This is a genomic window from Aggregatibacter sp. Marseille-P9115 (genome assembly GCF_920939465.1).
In the GTDB taxonomy this organism is placed as follows: Bacteria; Pseudomonadota; Gammaproteobacteria; order Enterobacterales; family Pasteurellaceae; genus Aggregatibacter; species Aggregatibacter segnis_B.
The window spans coordinates 1,919,155-1,937,473 of the sequence record NZ_OV100759.1 but is presented as its reverse complement, the minus strand read 5'-3'; the positions used below and the strand labels follow the sequence as shown (position 1 = coordinate 1,937,473).

Here is an 18,319-nt window from a genome sequence, read left to right as displayed (position 1 = left end):
TTAAATCTTATTAACTTTTAATGTAATGCTATCCACAGCCGTTACTTCAACAATGTCATTCACCGCTAAATCACGTCCTTGTATTCGCCAAGTAGTATCGCCAAAAGCGCCTCTACCAATACTATTTTCACCAATTTCCAAAACTTTACCCTGCGCCCCTATCATTGCATGATCTCGTTGGTTAAGAACACTTTGTGATTGATCGATTTGATCTTTACCATGTTGATAACGCCACCAGATAATACTGAGAATGCTGGCAATAACGGCGTACATTACCGCAAGAAAAGAAAGAGGTAGCGTAGGAATAAATTTTGTAATAACTGCAATCACAATGGCAGATAATCCCCACCATAAAAGAAAAACACCCGGCACTAAAATTTCAGCAATAAGCAAGACAAAACCAAGAATAAGCCAATGCCAAACACCCCAGTCTGTTAACCATTCCATACCAACCTCTACTTTATGATTAATTTGTTTTTTTATCGGATTTTAATAGCTCAGAAATTCCTGCAATGGAACCGATTAAATTACCCGCTTCTAAAGGCATTAAAACAACCTTACTGTTATCCGAACCACCAATTTCTTTCAATGCTTCAGTATATTTTTGTGCGATAAAGTAATTAATCGCTTTCGTATCGCCATTAGCAATCGCGTCAGACACCATTTGCGTTGCTTTCGCTTCCGCTTCAGCTGCACGTTCACGGGCTTCAGCCTGTAAGAATGCCTCTTGTCTTTCCCCTTCGGCTTTCAGAATGCGTGATTGTTTTTCCCCTTCTGCTCGTAAAATCTCAGCTTGACGCACCCCCTCTGCTTCCAAAATATCTGCACGTTTATTGCGTTCAGCTTTCATTTGAGCATTCATTGCAGCAATCAATTCATGTGGAGGACGAACATCGCGAATTTCAATACGGGTGACCTTAATTCCCCAAGGATTTGTCGCTTCATCCACAATAGACAGCAATCGGCTATTAATTGAATCACGTTGAGACAACATTTCATCCAATTCCATTGAACCTAATACAGTACGAATATTTGTCATAGTAAGGTTGATGATAGCTTGCTCTAAATGATTAACTTCATAAGCAGCATTACGTGCGTCAATAACTTGAACGAAACATACCGCATCAATAGCTACGTTGGCGTTATCTTTTGAAATAACTTCTTGTGATGGAATATCTAAAACCTGTTCCATCATATTAATTTTACGACCTACACGATCAACGAATGGAACAACAAAATTCAAACCGGGCATTAAAGTACGGGTATAACGACCAAAACGTTCAATAGTCCAGTTATAGCCCTGAGGGACAGTCTTAAGCGTAGAATAAAGCACCACACCAACAAGCATGACAAAAATAATAGCGGCGATTGGTAATCCATCTAAAAAATACATAATTTTCTCCTTAAAACATCAACAGTTACCCTTTAAAGAATAACAATTAGCACAAAATTTGTATATAACAATTCAGGTATGTTCTATTGTCTGCAGCTATACTAGCTTCTTTCTATTTTCCTTTCCTATGCCCCCAAAGCAAAAACCCCCGACGCTCTCACATCAGGGGTTTATATCAGGCTTGGCGGTGACCTACTCTCACATGGGGATGCCCCACACTACCATCGGCATTACGGCGTTTCACTTCTGAGTTCGGTATGGAGTCAGGTGGGCCCACCGCACTATCGCCGCCAATATTCTTTATGATTTCTATCTTATCTTATTCGCGTCTTCTTAATCTAAAAACAAGCCTTCTCTCAACTCTCTTCTACGTCCACTCTCTTAACTGCTACTCTACTTCGCTCCATGCTCCAGGTCTCCCCAAAAACACTTGAGCGTTGTATGGCTAAGCCTCTCGGGCAATTAGTATGCGTTAGCTCAATGTATCACTACACTTACACACCGCACCTATCTACGTCTTAGTCTTAAACAACCCTTACTGTCTTAAAGACAGGGAGAACTCATCTCTTGGCAAGTTTCGTGCTTAGATGCTTTCAGCACTTATCTCTTCCGCATGTAGCTACCCAGCAATGCCTCTGGCGAGACAACTGGAACACCAGTGATGCGTCCACTCCGGTCCTCTCGTACTAGGAGCAGCCCCAATCAATTCTCCAACGCCCACGGCAGATAGGGACCGAACTGTCTCACGACGTTCTAAACCCAGCTCGCGTACCACTTTAAATGGCGAACAGCCATACCCTTGGGACCTACTTCAGCCCCAGGATGTGATGAGCCGACATCGAGGTGCCAAACACCGCCGTCGATATGAACTCTTGGGCGGTATCAGCCTGTTATCCCCGGAGTACCTTTTATCCGTTGAGCGATGGCCCTTCCATACAGAACCACCGGATCACTATGACCTACTTTCGTACCTGCTCGACTTGTCTGTCTCGCAGTTAAGCTTGCTTATACCATTGCACTAACCTCACGATGTCCGACCGTGATTAGCAAACCTTCGTGCTCCTCCGTTACTCTTTGGGAGGAGACCGCCCCAGTCAAACTACCCACCAGACACTGTCCGAGACCACGTTTCGTCATCTTCGTTAGAACATCAAACGTTAAAGGGTGGTATTTCAAGGACGACTCCATAATCACTGGCGTGACTACTTCAAAGTCTCCCACCTATCCTACACATCAAAATTCAATGTTCAGTGTCAAGCTATAGTAAAGGTTCACGGGGTCTTTCCGTCTAGCCGCGGGTACACCGCATCTTCACGGCGATTTCAATTTCACTGAGTCTCGGGTGGAGACAGCCTGGCCATCATTATGCCATTCGTGCAGGTCGGAACTTACCCGACAAGGAATTTCGCTACCTTAGGACCGTTATAGTTACGGCCGCCGTTTACTGGGGCTTCGATCAGGAGCTTCTCTTTCGATTACACCATCAATTAACCTTCCAGCACCGGGCAGGCATCACACCCTATACGTCCACTTTCGTGTTTGCAGAGTGCTGTGTTTTTAATAAACAGTTGCAGCCAGCTGGTATCTTCGACCGGTTCAACCTTCAGGGGTAAACCCTTACAATCTACGCCGGCGCACCTTCTCCCGAAGTTACGGTGCTATTTTGCCTAGTTCCTTCACCCGAGTTCTCTCAAGCGCCTGAGTATTCTCTACCTGACCACCTGTGTCGGTTTTCAGTACGGTTTAGATAAACCTGAAGCTTAGTGGCTTTTCCTGGAAGTGTGGTATCAGTTACTTCAGCTCCGTAGAGCCTCGTCATCATCTCTCAGTGTTAAGGAAGTCCGGATTTGCCTAAACTCCCCACCTACGAACTTAAACGACCATATCCAACAGGTCGCTAACCTAACCTACTCCGTCCCCACATCGCAGTTTATCCAAGTACGGGAATATTAACCCGTTTCCCATCGACTACGCTTTTCAGCCTCGCCTTAGGGGCCGACTCACCCTGCCCCGATTAACGTTGGACAGGAACCCTTGGTCTTCCGGCGAACGGGTTTTTCACCCGTTTTATCGTTACTTATGTCAGCATTCGCACTTGTGATACGTCCAGCCCACCTCTCGATGAACCTTCATCCGCTTACACAACGCTCCCCTACCCAACAGACTTACGTCTGATGCCGCAGCTTCGGTGCTATATTTGAGCCCCGTTACATCTTCCGCGCAGGCCGACTCGACTAGTGAGCTATTACGCTTTCTTTAAATGATGGCTGCTTCTAAGCCAACATCCTAGCTGTCTAAGCCTTCCCACTTCGTTTCCCACTTAATATAGACTTTGGGACCTTAGCTGGCGGTCTGGGTTGTTTCCCTCTCCACGACGGACGTTAGCACCCGCCGTGTGTCTCCTGAGTATCACTCTTCGGTATTCGTAGTTTGCATCGGGTTGGTAAGCCGGGATGGCCCCCTAGCCGAAACAGTGCTCTACCCCCGAAGGTGTCCGCTCAAGGCTCTACCTAAATAGATTTCGGGGAGAACCAGCTATCTCCCGGTTTGATTGGCCTTTCACCCCCAGCCACAAGTCATCCGCTAATTTTTCAACATTAGTCGGTTCGGTCCTCCAGTTAGTGTTACCCAACCTTCAACCTGCCCATGGCTAGATCACCGGGTTTCGGGTCTATACCTTGCAACTATTCGCCCAGTTAAGACTCGGTTTCCCTTCGGCTCCCCTATTCGGTTAACCTCGCTACAAAATATAAGTCGCTGACCCATTATACAAAAGGTACGCAGTCACCCTCACGGGCTCCCACTGCTTGTACGTACAAGGTTTCAGGTTCTATTTCACTCCCCTCACCGGGGTTCTTTTCGCCTTTCCTTCACAGTACTGGTTCACTATCGGTCAATCAGGAGTATTTAGCCTTGGAGGATGGTCCCCCCATCTTCAAACAGGATATCACGTGTCCCGCCCTACTTATCGTTAGCTCAGTACCACAAAAGTATTTTCGAGTACGGGATTATCACCCTCTACGATTTGGCTTCCCAGCCAATTCCTCTAATACTTCCGCTATCACTAACAGGCTCCTTCGCTTTCGCTCGCCGCTACTCACAAAATCTCGGTTGATTTCTTTTCCTCGGGGTACTTAGATGTTTCAGTTCTCCCGGTTCGCCTCATTATCCTATGGATTCAGATAATGATAGTGGGTTCTTCACCCACTGGGTTTCCCCATTCGGACATCTTGGATTAAACGCCTCTTATCGACTCATCCAAGCTTTTCGCAGATTAGCACGTCCTTCTTCGCCTCTGATTGCCAAGGCATCCACCTTGTACGCTTTGTCACTTAACCATACAACCTCAAGTATTCTTATAATGAATTCAATTTCATAAACTTAAAAGTTAATTTAAATCTAAAATCCACTTAAAATCACAAGATTGAATCGAAAAACACTTAATGTCGCTAAGCAGTAACAGTTAATTTATTAAGAGTCATTGCCTTTTATCAATCACTCTCACTCAGACTTTCTTGAAAGTCTCGTTTTCAGCTTGTTTCCAGATTTTTAAAGAACAGATAAGACAATGTAAGCTAATTCACTTACCATCATCATAGTTAAATTCATTTTAACTAATGCAACACAATATTTAATACCATTAAATAAAATGAAAATATACTTCAATAAACTTAACTATGACGATATTGGTGGAGATAAGCGGGATCGAACCGCTGACCTCCTGCGTGCAAGGCAGGCGCTCTCCCAGCTGAGCTATATCCCCAATCACATCCCTTGGCTTTCACTCATACATAGCGGTTTGATATATTCAAGATTAGTTAATGTTACAAAACCAATCTACCAAACTCACCAGTCTAAGTGGTGGGTCTGAGTGGACTTGAACCACCGACCTCACCCTTATCAGGGGTGCGCTCTAACCACCTGAGCTACAGACCCAATAGGATTTTGTCTTCGATATTTTGTTCTTTCCTTGTCTACAACCATCAAACAAACTGTGTGAACACTTAAAGTCGATTCTATCTTTGGTAAGGAGGTGATCCAACCGCAGGTTCCCCTACGGTTACCTTGTTACGACTTCACCCCAGTCATGAATCATACCGTGGTAAACGCCCTCCCGAAGGTTAAGCTATCTACTTCTGGTACAACCCACTCCCATGGTGTGACGGGCGGTGTGTACAAGGCCCGGGAACGTATTCACCGCGACATTCTGATTCGCGATTACTAGCGATTCCGACTTCATGGAGTCGAGTTGCAGACTCCAATCCGGACTTAGACGTACTTTGTGAGATTCACTCCACCTCGCGGCTTCGTCGCCCTCTGTATACGCCATTGTAGCACGTGTGTAGCCCTACTCGTAAGGGCCATGATGACTTGACGTCATCCCCACCTTCCTCCGGTTTATCACCGGCAGTCTCCTTTGAGTTCCCGACCGAATCGCTGGCAACAAAGGATAAGGGTTGCGCTCGTTGCGGGACTTAACCCAACATTTCACAACACGAGCTGACGACAGCCATGCAGCACCTGTCTCATGGTTCCCGAAGGCACTCCCGTATCTCTACAGGATTCCATGGATGTCAAGAGTAGGTAAGGTTCTTCGCGTTGCATCGAATTAAACCACATGCTCCACCGCTTGTGCGGGCCCCCGTCAATTCATTTGAGTTTTAACCTTGCGGCCGTACTCCCCAGGCGGTCGATTTATCACGTTAGCTTCGGGCACCAAGCTCAAGGCCCAATCCCCAAATCGACAGCGTTTACAGCGTGGACTACCAGGGTATCTAATCCTGTTTGCTCCCCACGCTTTCGCACATGAGCGTCAGTACATTCCCAAGGGGCTGCCTTCGCCTTCGGTATTCCTCCACATCTCTACGCATTTCACCGCTACACGTGGAATTCTACCCCTCCCTAAAGTACTCTAGCTACCCAGTCTGAAATGCAATTCCCAGGTTAAGCCCGGGGATTTCACACCTCACTTAAATAGCCGCCTGCGTGCCCTTTACGCCCAGTTATTCCGATTAACGCTCGCACCCTCCGTATTACCGCGGCTGCTGGCACGGAGTTAGCCGGTGCTTCTTCTGTGATTAACGTCAATCGTGATGCCTATTAAACATCACGCCTTCCTCGTCACCGAAAGAACTTTACAACCCGAAGGCCTTCTTCATTCACGCGGCATGGCTGCGTCAGGGTTGCCCCCATTGCGCAATATTCCCCACTGCTGCCTCCCGTAGGAGTCCGGGCCGTGTCTCAGTCCCGGTGTGGCTGGTCATCCTCTCAGACCAGCTAGAGATCGTCGGCTTGGTAGGCCTTTACCCCACCAACTACCTAATCCCACTTGGGCTCATCCTATGGCATGCGGCCTTGCGGTCCCGCACTTTCATCTCTCGACACTACGCGGTATTAGCGACAGTTTCCCGTCGTTATCCCCCTCCATAAGCCAGATTCCCAAGCATTACTCACCCGTCCGCCACTCGTCAGCAAGAAAGCAAGCTTTCTCCTGTTACCGTTCGACTTGCATGTGTTAAGCCTGCCGCCAGCGTTCAATCTGAGCCATGATCAAACTCTTCAATTCAAAAAGTTTAATCGCTCAATACTGCTGACTTAATTAATCATCTATATAAATAAACGAATCTTCGTAGCACTATTCAGTTCAATTTTAAAATCTTTAATGATAAAAACGAATCTTCAAGTGCCCACACAGTTTGTCTGATTGATTGTTAAAGAACAAAAAACGACGCGCGGTTTAATGCTTTACAACGGCGCGTCGTTGTGGGGGCGTATTATAGGCATTTATCACGACCTTGCAACCCCTTTTTTTCAATTTTTTGCAAAATATTTTTTAATTGATTATTTTTTAACTGCTCCTAGATAGTAAAGGCGGTCTAAAACCAACTTATTTCTGACCGCACTTTACTTGCTAAACCTGAGTTAATTCGATTATTTACCCACTTGGCTTCCAATTAAGCCGCCTAATGCCGCACCACCTAGCGTTGCTCCTGTTGAACCACCGATCACATTACCAGCCACACCACCTACTGCCGCACCGATAGCAGTATTTTTTTGGGTTTTACTTAAATTACTACAAGCACTTAATGCCACCGCTAGTGTCACAATGCCTAAAAATTCAACTGTCTTTTTCATATGTAACCTCATGAGTTATAAGCTAAATAAGTAATACCTTTACGATTACTCATAAGATTAGACGCATTTTTTTCTCGAAAGTTTTACTTTTTCCGTAACGAGACTTCGCCTGCATTAAAATATTGCACACCCTTTTCTGTCATGAGACATAAGTGACCTTGTGCATTAATCCCCTGTTCAATGCCTGAAATGGTGCATTTCTCACTCATCACATTCACTTCCGTGCCTAAATAGGCATCATATTCAAGCCATTGTTGTTGCATTTCCGCATCAATACCGTGCTGTTCAAAACGCGCTAAATAACGATAAATGGTATTGACCATTTGTATGATCAATTTTTCACGATCAATATGTGGGAAAAATTCCGTCAACTCAGCCCAAGGTTGATCGATTTGTTTTTCTTGACCAAGAGAAACATTCATGCCGATACCAACAACCAAATTCAGTTTACCGTTAGGTTGGTTAACGATTTCCACCAAAATGCCGGCAAGTTTTCGGTCATTGACCAAAATATCATTCGGCCATTTCACTTGAAAACCGTACATATCCAATTCAACTAGCGCTTGCACAATCGCCAAGCCAATCACTGTACTTAACCCGTCTAAAGGTTTACGAGGATCCAATTGCCAGTAAAAACTCATGATAATTTGCCCGGCAAAAGGCGAAATCCATTGCCGCCCACGACGACCACGCCCGGCGGTTTGATATTCAGCCAAGCAAAGATCTCCTTTTTGAAGGTGAGCAACATTCTCTAATAAATATTGATTGGTTGAAGAAATGACCGGCTTAACCACCACATGATAAGGTTTTAACGCCTCTGCTAGACGTTTTTCATTTAATAAAGGTAATTCAGGGATCAAATAAAGATGATCATTTTCTAACGCAAAATACAGTCCTTGTTGCTCCATCTGGCGCACATCTGTTAATAATTCTTCTTTGCTGCAAGCTAAAAGTGCGGTCAAATTTTCCAATGAATTTTCCACATCTCTTGTGAGTAATTCTAATAATTTCGCCATAAATCCTTCCTGTTTTTCCGCGTTTGAATGAGCGTTATCATACGCTAAAAACGCAAATTTTTTATCATTTTTTCTTTTCAAATACAGGATGGATCTGTATAATCCGCCCGCAATATTTTTTCATCATTTTAACTTAAAGAGAGATATTGCAATGGCATTACGCATCTTAAAAGAAGCACTCACATTTGACGACGTTCTTCTTGTTCCAGCTCACTCCACTGTGTTACCGAACACAGCCAACCTTTCAACTCAATTAACCTCAACGATTCGTTTAAACATTCCTATGTTGTCAGCGGCAATGGATACGGTAACTGAAACGAAATTGGCTATTTCCCTTGCACAAGAAGGCGGTATTGGCTTTATTCATAAAAATATGTCCATTGAACGCCAAGTAGATCGTGTGCGTAAAGTGAAAAAATTTGAAAGCGGTGTGGTTTCTGATCCCATTACTGTGCCGCCAACATTAACCATCAGCGAATTAAAAACCATTGCACAGAAAAATGGCTTTGCCGGCTATCCAGTTGTCGATGCTGAAGGTAATTTGGTCGGTATTATCACCGGTCGCGATACCCGCTTTGTTTCAGATCTAAACAAAACTGTTGCCGATTTCATGACACCGAAATCTCGCCTTGTCACCGCCAAAGAAGGGGCAAAACGTGAAGAGATTTTCCAATTAATGCACGAACATCGCGTAGAAAAAGTGTTAATTGTTGATGATAACTTCAAATTAAAAGGCATGATTACCTTAAAGGACTATCAAAAAGCGGAACAAAAACCGAATGCCTGTAAAGATGAATTCGGTCGTTTGCGCGTGGGCGCGGCAGTTGGCGCAGGTCCTGGCAACGAAGAACGCATTGATGCCTTAGTCAAAGCGGGCGTAGATGTTTTATTAATCGACTCTTCTCACGGCCACTCCGAAGGCGTGTTACAACGTGTGCGTGAAACGCGTGCAAAATACCCGAATTTGCCGATTGTTGCCGGTAACGTTGCTACTGCAGAAGGTGCGCTTGCCTTGGCAGATGCCGGTGCTAGCGCAGTCAAAGTAGGGATTGGCCCTGGCTCTATTTGTACCACCCGTATCGTCACCGGCGTGGGCGTGCCACAAATCACCGCCATTTCTGATGCGGCTGAAGCTTTAAAAGATCGCGGTATTCCAGTGATTGCTGACGGCGGTATCCGTTACTCCGGCGACATCGCGAAAGCACTTGCGGCAGGCGCCAGTTGCGTCATGGTCGGTTCCATGTTTGCCGGTACAGAAGAAGCACCGGGCGAAATTGAATTGTATCAAGGTCGTGCGTTCAAATCTTACCGTGGCATGGGCTCTCTTGGTGCCATGGCGAAAGGCTCAAGCGACCGTTATTTCCAATCCGATAACGCTGCCGACAAATTAGTACCAGAAGGTATTGAAGGTCGTATTCCTTATAAAGGTTTACTCAAAGAAATCATTCACCAACAAATGGGCGGATTGCGTTCTTGCATGGGCTTAACCGGCTGTGCCACCATTGATGAATTACGTACAAAAGCACAATTCGTGCGTATCAGCGGCGCGGGTATTCAAGAAAGCCACGTACATGATGTCACCATCACCAAAGAAGCTCCGAACTATCGCATGAGCTAATTGGGTTTCATCTTTCACAAGAAGTGCGGTCGATTTTAAAAGCGTTTTTAAAATCGACCGCACTTTTTATTTTCTCTTCTAATCCTTTTTAATAAACATAAAATATTTTTTCTCAACATAAAAGCAATCGTTTGCGCAACATCACAAAATTCACTAAAATACCGCCCTCTTATTCTCCTAACCCCAGCGTATCTAAGGATCATTTTATGGAACACGCTCAACACCAAACAGAGGAAGCGGATTTAGTCTATCGCCTCGAAGATAAACCGCCCTTTTTCAATGCATTGATTAGTGCAATCACCCATTTATTAGCCATTTTTGTGCCGATGGTCACCCCTGCTCTCATTGTCGGCGGTGCGCTCAATTTACCGGTACACATGACCGCCTACTTAGTCTCCATGGCCATGGTCGCATCCGGTATCGGTACCTATATTCAAGTACATCGTTTCGGTTTTATTGGCTCGGGCATGCTTTCCATTCAATCGGTCAATTTCTCTTTTGTCAGCGTCATGATTGCGGTGGGTTTAAGCATGAAAGACAATGGCATTGACGAACACACTATGATTTCAACCTTGCTTGGTATTTCTTTCGTCGGTGCTTTTTTAGTTTGTGGTGTGGCTTGGATTTTGCCTTATTTAAAACGTGTCATTACCCCAACTGTAAGCGGTGTCGTCGTATTGCTCATCGGTTTAAGTTTGATCGATATCGGCATTACCGATTTTGGCGGTGGTTTCGGTGCCAAAGGAACAGAAGCCTTTGGCTCAATACAAAACATCGGCTTAGCCGGTTTAGTGCTGGTCGTTGTGTTAATTTTTAACTGCATGCGCAATCCGTTTTTACGCATGAGCGGCATTGCCGTTGGCTTAATCGCAGGCTATATCGTTGCGTTATGCTTGGGCATGGTCGATTTTTCTCCATTAAAAGACGTGGACATCTTTACTATTCCAGTGCCATTTAAGTATGGTTTTGCTTTTGACTGGTCAGCATTTTGGGTCGCCGCCATCATCTATTTATTAAGTGTTTTTGAAGCTGTCGGCGACTTAACGGCAACAGCAATGGTTTCCGGTCAACCTTATGAAGGTGAAGAATTCCGCCAACGTTTACGCGGTGGCGTGTTTGCCGATGGCTTGGTGTCTGTGATTGCCACTGCCTTAGGGTCTTTACCGCTCACCACCTTTGCACAAAATAACGGTGTTATTCAAATGACCGGCGTAGCCTCCCGCCATGTTGGGAAATTTATCGCTGCCATTTTAGTGTTATTTGGTTTATTCCCAATTGTCGGACGCGCTTTCACCACCATTCCAAGCCCGGTACTCGGTGGCGCAATGGTATTAATGTTCGGATTAATCGCCATCGCCGGTGTGCGAATCATCATGACTCACGGAATCAATCGCCGTGAAGCGGTTATCGCGGCCACAGCGGTCGGCGTGGGTTTAGGTGTCGCTTTTGAGCCGGAAGTGTTCAAAATGCTGCCGGATGTTTTCCGCAATGCCATTGCTGCCGGTGGGATTACGGCTGTGGTATTAAACTTAATCTTGCCAAGAGATGCACAAGATAAAAGCATTTACTTAAGCGAAAAATAAAAAGGATCGCAAGAAAAGGCGGTGTAAGAAAAACACCTGTAAAAAACACCGCACTTTTTATGATTAACCTCAAAATTTCAAATTAAAGCCGTTTACAACGGCTTTATTTTTTCGCTACATTCAAACATCTATAAAATACAACCTAAGGAGATATTATGGATTTAATTATCGGTCTAGTCGCAATTGTGCTCGTTGCGTATTACATCGTAAAAGGTTATTCCGCCACGGGCGTGTTAATGTTCGGCGGTTTAGTGTTATTACTACTTTCCGTGCTAATGGGGCATTCCATTTTGCCGGAAAATGTAAAAAGCACGGGGTCAACCTATTTAGACATTATTGAATATGTAAAATACTTGCTGTCTAACCGTAGCGGCGGTTTAGGCTTAATGATCATGATCTTATGCGGTTTCTCCGCTTACATGACGCATTTGGGCGCAAACGATATGGTGGTGAAACTCGTTTCTAAACCACTTAAAAATGTGCGTTCCCCTTACATTTTAATGATCTTCGCTTACTTACTTGCTTGCTTAATGTCTTTTGCCGTGTCTTCTGCAACAGGCTTAGGCGTGCTATTAATGGCGACGTTGTTCCCTGTGATGGTCAACGTGGGTATTTCCCGCGGTGCCGCGGCAGCAATCTGCGCCTCGCCGATTTCTATTATTTTATCGCCGACATCGGGCGATGTGGTGTTGTCAGCAGAAATCTCCAAAATTCCACTGAGTGAATTTGCCTTCTCTACCAGCTTGCCGGTTTCCCTCTTTGCCATTTGCGGTATCGCAATTGCTCACTTCTTCTGGCAACGTTATTTAGATCGCAAAGAAGGCGTGGTAACCACCACATTGGATGTCACCGACATCAAAACCGACGTGCCAACGTTCTACGCCATTTTACCTTTACTACCAATTATCGGCGTATTGCTGTTTGACGGCCAATGGGGCTTACCGAAATTACACATTGTCACCATTATCATTCTTTGTTTCATCATCACGGCGATAATTGACTTTGCCCGTAATTTCAGCGCGAAAAAAACCTTCGATAACTTAATCGTGGCTTATCGTGGCATGGCAGATGCTTTTGCCGGCGTAGTCATGTTATTGGTAGCCGCTGGAGTCTTTGCCCAAAGCTTAAGCACAATTGGCTTCATCACGAACCTCATTGATTCCGCCCAAGCGTTCGGCGGCAGTGGATTAATCATGATGTTGGTGCTCGCCGTTATTACTATTTTAGCCACCATGGCAACAGGTTCCGGCAATGCAGCCTTCTACGCGTTTGCCGAATTAATTCCGAAACTTGCTACTCAAATGAGCGCAAACCCGGCTTACTTAACCATCCCGATGTTACAAGCATCCAACCTGGGTCGTGGTTTATCACCGGTCTCCGGTGTTGTGGTTGCCGTATCCGGCATGGCAAAAATTTCACCGTTTGAAATTGTAAAACGTATGTCTGTACCAATGATCGTCGGCTTTATTTGCGTCATCATTGCCACTGAATTCTTCATTCCTGCCGTTTAATACGGCATAAAGTGCGGTCGGTTTTCAACGCGTTTTAAAACGCAGAAAAAATCCACTGCACTTTTGTTATAATCGCGCCCTACTTTCTTTAATCAGTTATAACATCCATGCAATCAAATCGTTTTGCGGCCAGTATGTTGGTTATCGGCTGTGTCTTATTTGGACTCGGTAGCCTTATCGTCAAATTTGTTCCTGTTGGCGCCTACGCCATCGCCTTTTGGCGATTGTTAATCGCATCAGGGATTTTTTGGTTTTTAATGAAACTTTATCGTAAGCCCTTGCCAAAACAACCTAAGGCTTTATTTTGGGCAATCGCTTCAGGCGTATTTCTCGCATTTGATTTAGCCTTTTGGCATGAAAGCATTTATGCTGTCGGACCGGGTATTTCCACCCTATTAAACAGCTTACAAATCTTCTTTTTAGCATTTATTGGTTGGCTATTTTTTAAAGAACAGCAAAGTAAATTACAGCTTACAAGCCTGCTTATCGCAATAGTCGGTGTAGTGCTTATTGCCAGTCCCGAACTTCAACATAATATCGAAGCGGGCTATGGTATTTTTATCGGATTACTTTCAGGCGCCTGCCTCGCTGCTTCTATGGCATCTATTCGCCAAGCACACAGCATTGAACCGATTTCCATTTTTCCACTCATGTGGCTTATCAGTATTAGCGGTGCCTCCGCATTAATTCTACCGGCACTGATATTCAACGCCGACTCCCTTTATCCAACAACACTCACGGACATCAGTTTAATTCTGATCTACGGTGTTGTTATGCAATGCATCGCCTGGGGTATGATTGCCTACACAATCCCTTTGCTCAGTCTAGGCTTAACCGGATTATTGTTACTTTCCGAACCTATCGCTGCACTCGTTATCGACGCATTTTTATTACACAAACCCATCAACGCATGGCAATGGATTGGCGCCTTTTTAACCTTAGTCGCAATTTATTTGGGCTCGTTAAAAAACAAATAAAAAAGCGACCGCACTTTATGTCACAAAACGCTGCAATCGTTTACGTTAGATGGGGGAAATGGTAGAATGCGCCACGGTTTTGCGATAGCGCATAAAATCATTTAAAAGCACGATTGAAATTATATGTGTTTTTTATTTAGATAAACATAACACATAATGTCTTCATTGCTTAAGGAGGAAGAGAGCGTTTTAGATAGTGAAGTAAGTCTCTGTATCCAACTAGAGAATAAAGAGCAAGTTTTTAACATTATTAAGAGCTACAGTTTAATGCTTACTTAAATATATTTTTAATTCAAAACATCAAAGCTAATATTATTCCGATCAGTTTAAATTACCCGTTGAATGAGGTACCCATCGGGTAATGAAAGATTCTTGAAAAAAAGAAAAGCATCCTCTTTAAAAAACAATGCAAAATTTATTCATAGTAGAGGTACTTATGTCAAAGAATCAAATGTTTATGACATAACAGTTATAAAATAAGTTCTAAACTATCCTATGAATTAATCCATAAGGTAGTATGTGTTGAGCTTATCAAACCATTATATATTCATCAATAAGGTAAATACTATGCAATTTTCAGCTTACCCTAGAAATATCAGGGATATATTATCCCTACCAAGACAACATGTAATCCCTAGATATCAAAGAGAATATTCTTGGGAAAAGGATGAACAAGTTTTAGAATTCTGGGAAGACTTATATAAACAAATTAACTTTAATGTCAAACCTATAACAGTAAAAGATTACTTTATTGGTTCGTTAGTATTAATAGGAGATGATTCTAAAGATACAGAATTCTTTGTTATCGATGGCCAGCAAAGAATAACTACAATCACAATTCTTTTATCTGTACTTTGTGAAATAGGCAAAGAGCTTTATAAAGAAACTAATATAAATGACTATAAATCATTTTCGGACGTGTGCTACTCTTTCATAGAAGGTACTAATAATGAAAACTTTAAAAAGTTTTTTAAACTTGACAATGAAACACCAAAACCATTCTTCCAGAAAAAAATTCTATACATAAACAAAGATAAAGAAATAAAACCAGAAACATTAGAAGAAAAGAAACTAAATGAAGCATATAACTTTTTCTATAATGAAATCAAAAAACAATTATCCAATAATTTTATTAATTCTCAGCTAGAATTCATAACAGCTATTTTTAATCAAGTTATGAGATTCCAAACTGTTTACATAACAGTTGATAATAGAGAAAATGCTCAAACCATTTTTGAAACACTAAATACAAAAGGAAAAGATCTTGAACCAATAGATTTAATAAAAAATAAAATATTTGAGATACTTTCTGATGAACATCCTAGTGACACAGCTAGAGAATATTGGGATAAAATCAAGTACAACCTTTCTTCCAGAGAAGAAAACACTGGATTATCAGAATTTTTTTATCACTTCTGGATATCGAAGTATGATGCCACACCAAATCATAAAATATATGATTCATTTATTAATTCCTCTGTAGAGAAAACTAAAAATGGCCTGACAGCTTTCTTAGAAGAATTATCAATTGCTTCTAAAACATATATTCAGATCACATCTCCTTTAGATACAGACTGGAAACAACAAGAAGAATGGAAGGCTTTACGCTCATTAAAAATTTTAAGTATATTTAATAAAACTAACAATCTAAAAATACCTAGAACATTTTTATTATCCCTAATAACAAAATATAGAGAGAAAAAAGTTAACATTCATGCTCTTTCCGATGTATTACACAAAGTAGCCCTATTTCATTTAATATTTTCAGCAATAACATCAACTAGACTTTCTGGATTAGAAAAAACATATTCAAAATTCGCAAGAGAAATATCCAACTGCGACAACAAACTTGATAGTAAAAAAATCCTTGAAAAGGTTGAAGAAAAGTTAAAAACAAAATTAAAAGATATCTCCTATACTGAATTCGAGAAAAAATTCAGCGAAATAAAGTTCTCAAATAACATAACAAAAGACAAAAAACTAATACAATTAATCTTTTCTATAATAGAGGATGAAATACTAAAAGACACTACTGAATTGAGAACTGATTCAATTACTTTAGAACATATATATACTCAACAGAAAAATACATCTTGGTCACATAATATTGGAAATATCCTTCCTTTATCAAAAGAGCTAAATGAAAAATGCAAAGACTTGTCTCTTAGAGATAAAATGGAGTTTTTAAAAAAATCAGAACTCACACAAGTGAAAAATTTCTGTAAACAATATGAAAATACTGAAGAATGGACTGAAGATTTAAGTAAAGAGAGAACTAAAGAATTAGCAATGATAATCTTTAATTTTGTTAACAATACATTAGGAAATAATGAGATAAAAAATGACCAACATCCACAACCATAAAATCCTCATCCTCGACTTTGGTTCCCAATACACCCAACTTATCGCCCGTCGTGTGCGTGAAATCGGTGTTTATTGCGAACTTTGGGCGTGGGATGTAACTGAACAACAAATCCGTGATTTCAACCCAACCGGGATTATTCTTTCCGGAGGCCCGGAAAGTACCACGGAAGAAAACAGCCCGCGTGCCCCGGAATATGTTTTTAACGCGGGTGTTCCTGTGCTGGGCATTTGCTACGGTATGCAAACCATGGCGATGCAGCTTGGCGGCTTAACGGAAACCTCCGATCATCGTGAGTTTGGTTATGCTTCCGTTTTAATGGAAAATCCGACCGCACTTTTCGCTCATTTAAATGATGGCGACAGCAAATTGGACGTTTGGATGAGCCACGGCGATAAAGTCACCCAATTACCACAAAATTTCCAAATCACCGGCACTACGCCGACCTGCCCGATTGCGGCAATGTCTGATGAAAGCCGTCATTTCTACGGCGTGCAATTCCACCCGGAAGTCACACACACTAAAAAAGGCTTGGAATTATTAACCAATTTCGTGGTGAACATTTGTGGTTGCGAAACCAAATGGACCGCCGAAAACATCATTGAAGATGCCGTTGCCCGCATTAAAGAGCAAGTAGGCGATGACGAAGTGATTTTAGGCTTATCCGGCGGCGTGGACTCTTCTGTAGTCGCGTTGTTATTACATCGCGCCATCGGCAAAAACTTACATTGCGTGTTTGTCGATAACGGTTTATTGCGTTTAAACGAAGGCGATCAAGTGATGGAAATGTTCGGCAATAAATTCGGCTTAAACATCACGCGTGTCGATGCAGAAAGTCGTTTCCTAGGCGAACTTGCCGGCGTATCTGATCCGGAAGCAAAACGTAAAATTATCGGCAAAGTGTTTGTAGACGTATTCGATGATGAGTCGAAAAAACTAACAAAAGTAAAATGGTTAGCACAAGGCACCATTTACCCTGACGTTATCGAGTCTGCTGCGAGCAAAACCGGCAAAGCCCACGTCATCAAATCCCACCATAATGTAGGCGGCTTACCGGATTATATGAAACTCGGCTTAGTCGAACCGTTACGTGAATTGTTCAAAGACGAAGTGCGCAAAATCGGTCTAGCTTTAGGTTTACCGGCTGAAATGATCAACCGCCACCCATTCCCTGGCCCGGGTTTAGGCGTGCGTGTATTAGGTGAAGTGAAAAAAGAATACTGCGATTTATTACGCCGTGCCGATGCCATCTTTATCGAAGAATTACGCAACAGCGGTTGGTATGAAAAAACCAGCCAAGCCTTCAGCGTGTTCCTGCCGGTGAAATCTGTCGGCGTGATGGGCGACGGACGTAAATATGACTGGGTGATTTCCTTGCGCGCCGTAGAAACAATCGATTTTATGACTGCACATTGGGCACATTTGCCTTATGATTTACTCGGCAAAGTCTCCAACCGTATCATCAACGAAGTGAACGGCATTTCCCGCGTCGTGTATGACATTAGCGGCAAGCCACCAGCAACGATTGAGTGGGAATGATAACCCCGCATTTCTTTGCATTTCATATCATTTCAAAAATAGCTACAAGCCCTGTTAAAACAGGGCTTTTCTATTTCATATCATTTCATACTATTTCAGAGTATTTCAATTTTCTAACGGCATTTTTGACGGTACAGTATTGCGCACACCGTTAAAAAGATCAAAAATACCGTCAAATTCATGAC

10 protein-coding genes, 2 tRNA genes and 3 rRNA genes are annotated in these 18,319 nt (G+C 42.9%); 6 read left to right on the top strand and 9 right to left on the bottom strand.

Going from position 1 to position 18,319, the window contains the following annotated elements; all coding sequences use genetic code 11:
* From LQ983_RS09330 to birA, 9 genes are all read right to left on the bottom strand, one after another.
* A complete protein-coding gene (locus tag LQ983_RS09330; RefSeq protein ID WP_230622479.1) occupies positions 1 to 447 on the bottom strand; it encodes an NfeD family protein in 447 nt (148 codons plus the stop codon).
* A gap of 19 nt (positions 448 to 466) precedes the next feature.
* Positions 467 to 1,393 (bottom strand): SPFH domain-containing protein, encoded by a 927-nt coding sequence (locus tag LQ983_RS09325; protein WP_230622478.1) that lies wholly within the window; start codon positions 1,391 to 1,393, stop codon positions 467 to 469.
* Between the two features lie 179 nt (positions 1,394 to 1,572).
* A 5S ribosomal RNA gene (rrf, locus tag LQ983_RS09320) occupies positions 1,573 to 1,688 on the bottom strand.
* A 146-nt stretch (positions 1,689 to 1,834) separates the two neighbouring features.
* Positions 1,835 to 4,731 (bottom strand): 23S ribosomal RNA (locus tag LQ983_RS09315).
* A gap of 349 nt (positions 4,732 to 5,080) precedes the next feature.
* Positions 5,081 to 5,156 (bottom strand) — tRNA-Ala (locus LQ983_RS09310).
* A gap of 96 nt (positions 5,157 to 5,252) precedes the next feature.
* A tRNA-Ile gene (locus LQ983_RS09305) sits at positions 5,253 to 5,329 on the bottom strand.
* A gap of 90 nt (positions 5,330 to 5,419) precedes the next feature.
* Positions 5,420 to 6,959: ribosomal RNA gene (locus LQ983_RS09300) — 16S ribosomal RNA — on the bottom strand.
* The 16S, 23S and 5S rRNA genes sit together here with 2 tRNA genes alongside, the layout of an rRNA operon.
* A 365-nt stretch (positions 6,960 to 7,324) precedes the next feature.
* Complete coding sequence (locus LQ983_RS09295) at positions 7,325 to 7,528, bottom strand: glycine zipper 2TM domain-containing protein (protein WP_230622477.1); 204 nt, start codon at positions 7,526 to 7,528, stop codon at positions 7,325 to 7,327.
* 83 nt (positions 7,529 to 7,611) lie between these two features.
* Entirely contained in the window at positions 7,612 to 8,625 is a 1,014-nt protein-coding gene (gene birA, locus LQ983_RS09290) for a bifunctional biotin--[acetyl-CoA-carboxylase] ligase/biotin operon repressor BirA (RefSeq protein WP_255664728.1), read from the bottom strand.
* 70 nt (positions 8,626 to 8,695) lie between these two features.
* Between birA and guaB the strand changes: the two genes are divergently transcribed.
* The 6 genes from guaB to guaA all read left to right on the top strand — a co-directional run bounded on the left by guaB (position 8,696) and on the right by guaA (position 18,134).
* Entirely contained in the window at positions 8,696 to 10,162 is a 1,467-nt protein-coding gene (guaB, locus tag LQ983_RS09285; RefSeq protein WP_230622475.1) for an IMP dehydrogenase, read from the top strand.
* Between the two features lie 206 nt (positions 10,163 to 10,368).
* The gene (locus LQ983_RS09280) at positions 10,369 to 11,745 is read left to right on the top strand and encodes a nucleobase:cation symporter-2 family protein (protein ID WP_230622474.1); all 1,377 of its coding nucleotides are present in this window, start codon (positions 10,369 to 10,371) and stop codon (positions 11,743 to 11,745) included.
* A 155-nt stretch (positions 11,746 to 11,900) separates the two neighbouring features.
* Complete coding sequence (gene dcuC, locus LQ983_RS09275; RefSeq protein ID WP_230622473.1) at positions 11,901 to 13,256, top strand: anaerobic C4-dicarboxylate transporter DcuC; 1,356 nt, start codon at positions 11,901 to 11,903, stop codon at positions 13,254 to 13,256.
* A gap of 107 nt (positions 13,257 to 13,363) precedes the next feature.
* Positions 13,364 to 14,233 carry a DMT family transporter gene (locus LQ983_RS09270; RefSeq protein WP_230622472.1) on the top strand — a complete coding sequence of 290 codons (870 nt, stop codon included), beginning with the start codon at positions 13,364 to 13,366 and terminating at the stop codon, positions 14,231 to 14,233.
* Positions 14,234 to 14,800: 567 nt separating this feature from the next.
* Entirely contained in the window at positions 14,801 to 16,597 is a 1,797-nt protein-coding gene (locus LQ983_RS09265) for a DUF262 domain-containing protein (RefSeq protein ID WP_230622471.1), read from the top strand.
* Positions 16,575 to 18,134: a glutamine-hydrolyzing GMP synthase gene (gene guaA / locus LQ983_RS09260; RefSeq protein ID WP_230622470.1), complete on the top strand. Its 1,560-nt coding sequence runs from the start codon at positions 16,575 to 16,577 to the stop codon at positions 18,132 to 18,134. Before LQ983_RS09265 ends, guaA begins: the two co-directional genes overlap by 23 nt.
* Positions 18,135 to 18,319: the final 185 nt, after the last annotated feature.

Excerpts from the sequence above, each read along its gene's own strand:
- LQ983_RS09330 (WP_230622479.1), bottom strand. The coding sequence starts at position 447 with ATGGAATGGTTAACAGACTGGGGTGTTTGGCATTGGCTTATTCTTGGT.
- LQ983_RS09325 (WP_230622478.1), bottom strand. The coding sequence starts at position 1,393 with ATGTATTTTTTAGATGGATTACCAATCGCCGCTATTATTTTTGTCATG.
- LQ983_RS09295 (WP_230622477.1), bottom strand. The coding sequence starts at position 7,528 with ATGAAAAAGACAGTTGAATTTTTAGGCATTGTGACACTAGCGGTGGCA.
- guaB (WP_230622475.1), top strand. The coding sequence starts at position 8,696 with ATGGCATTACGCATCTTAAAAGAAGCACTCACATTTGACGACGTTCTT.
- LQ983_RS09280 (WP_230622474.1), top strand. The coding sequence starts at position 10,369 with ATGGAACACGCTCAACACCAAACAGAGGAAGCGGATTTAGTCTATCGC.
- dcuC (WP_230622473.1), top strand. The coding sequence starts at position 11,901 with ATGGATTTAATTATCGGTCTAGTCGCAATTGTGCTCGTTGCGTATTAC.
- LQ983_RS09270 (WP_230622472.1), top strand. The coding sequence starts at position 13,364 with ATGCAATCAAATCGTTTTGCGGCCAGTATGTTGGTTATCGGCTGTGTC.
- LQ983_RS09265 (WP_230622471.1), top strand. The coding sequence starts at position 14,801 with ATGCAATTTTCAGCTTACCCTAGAAATATCAGGGATATATTATCCCTA.
- guaA (WP_230622470.1), top strand. The coding sequence starts at position 16,575 with ATGACCAACATCCACAACCATAAAATCCTCATCCTCGACTTTGGTTCC.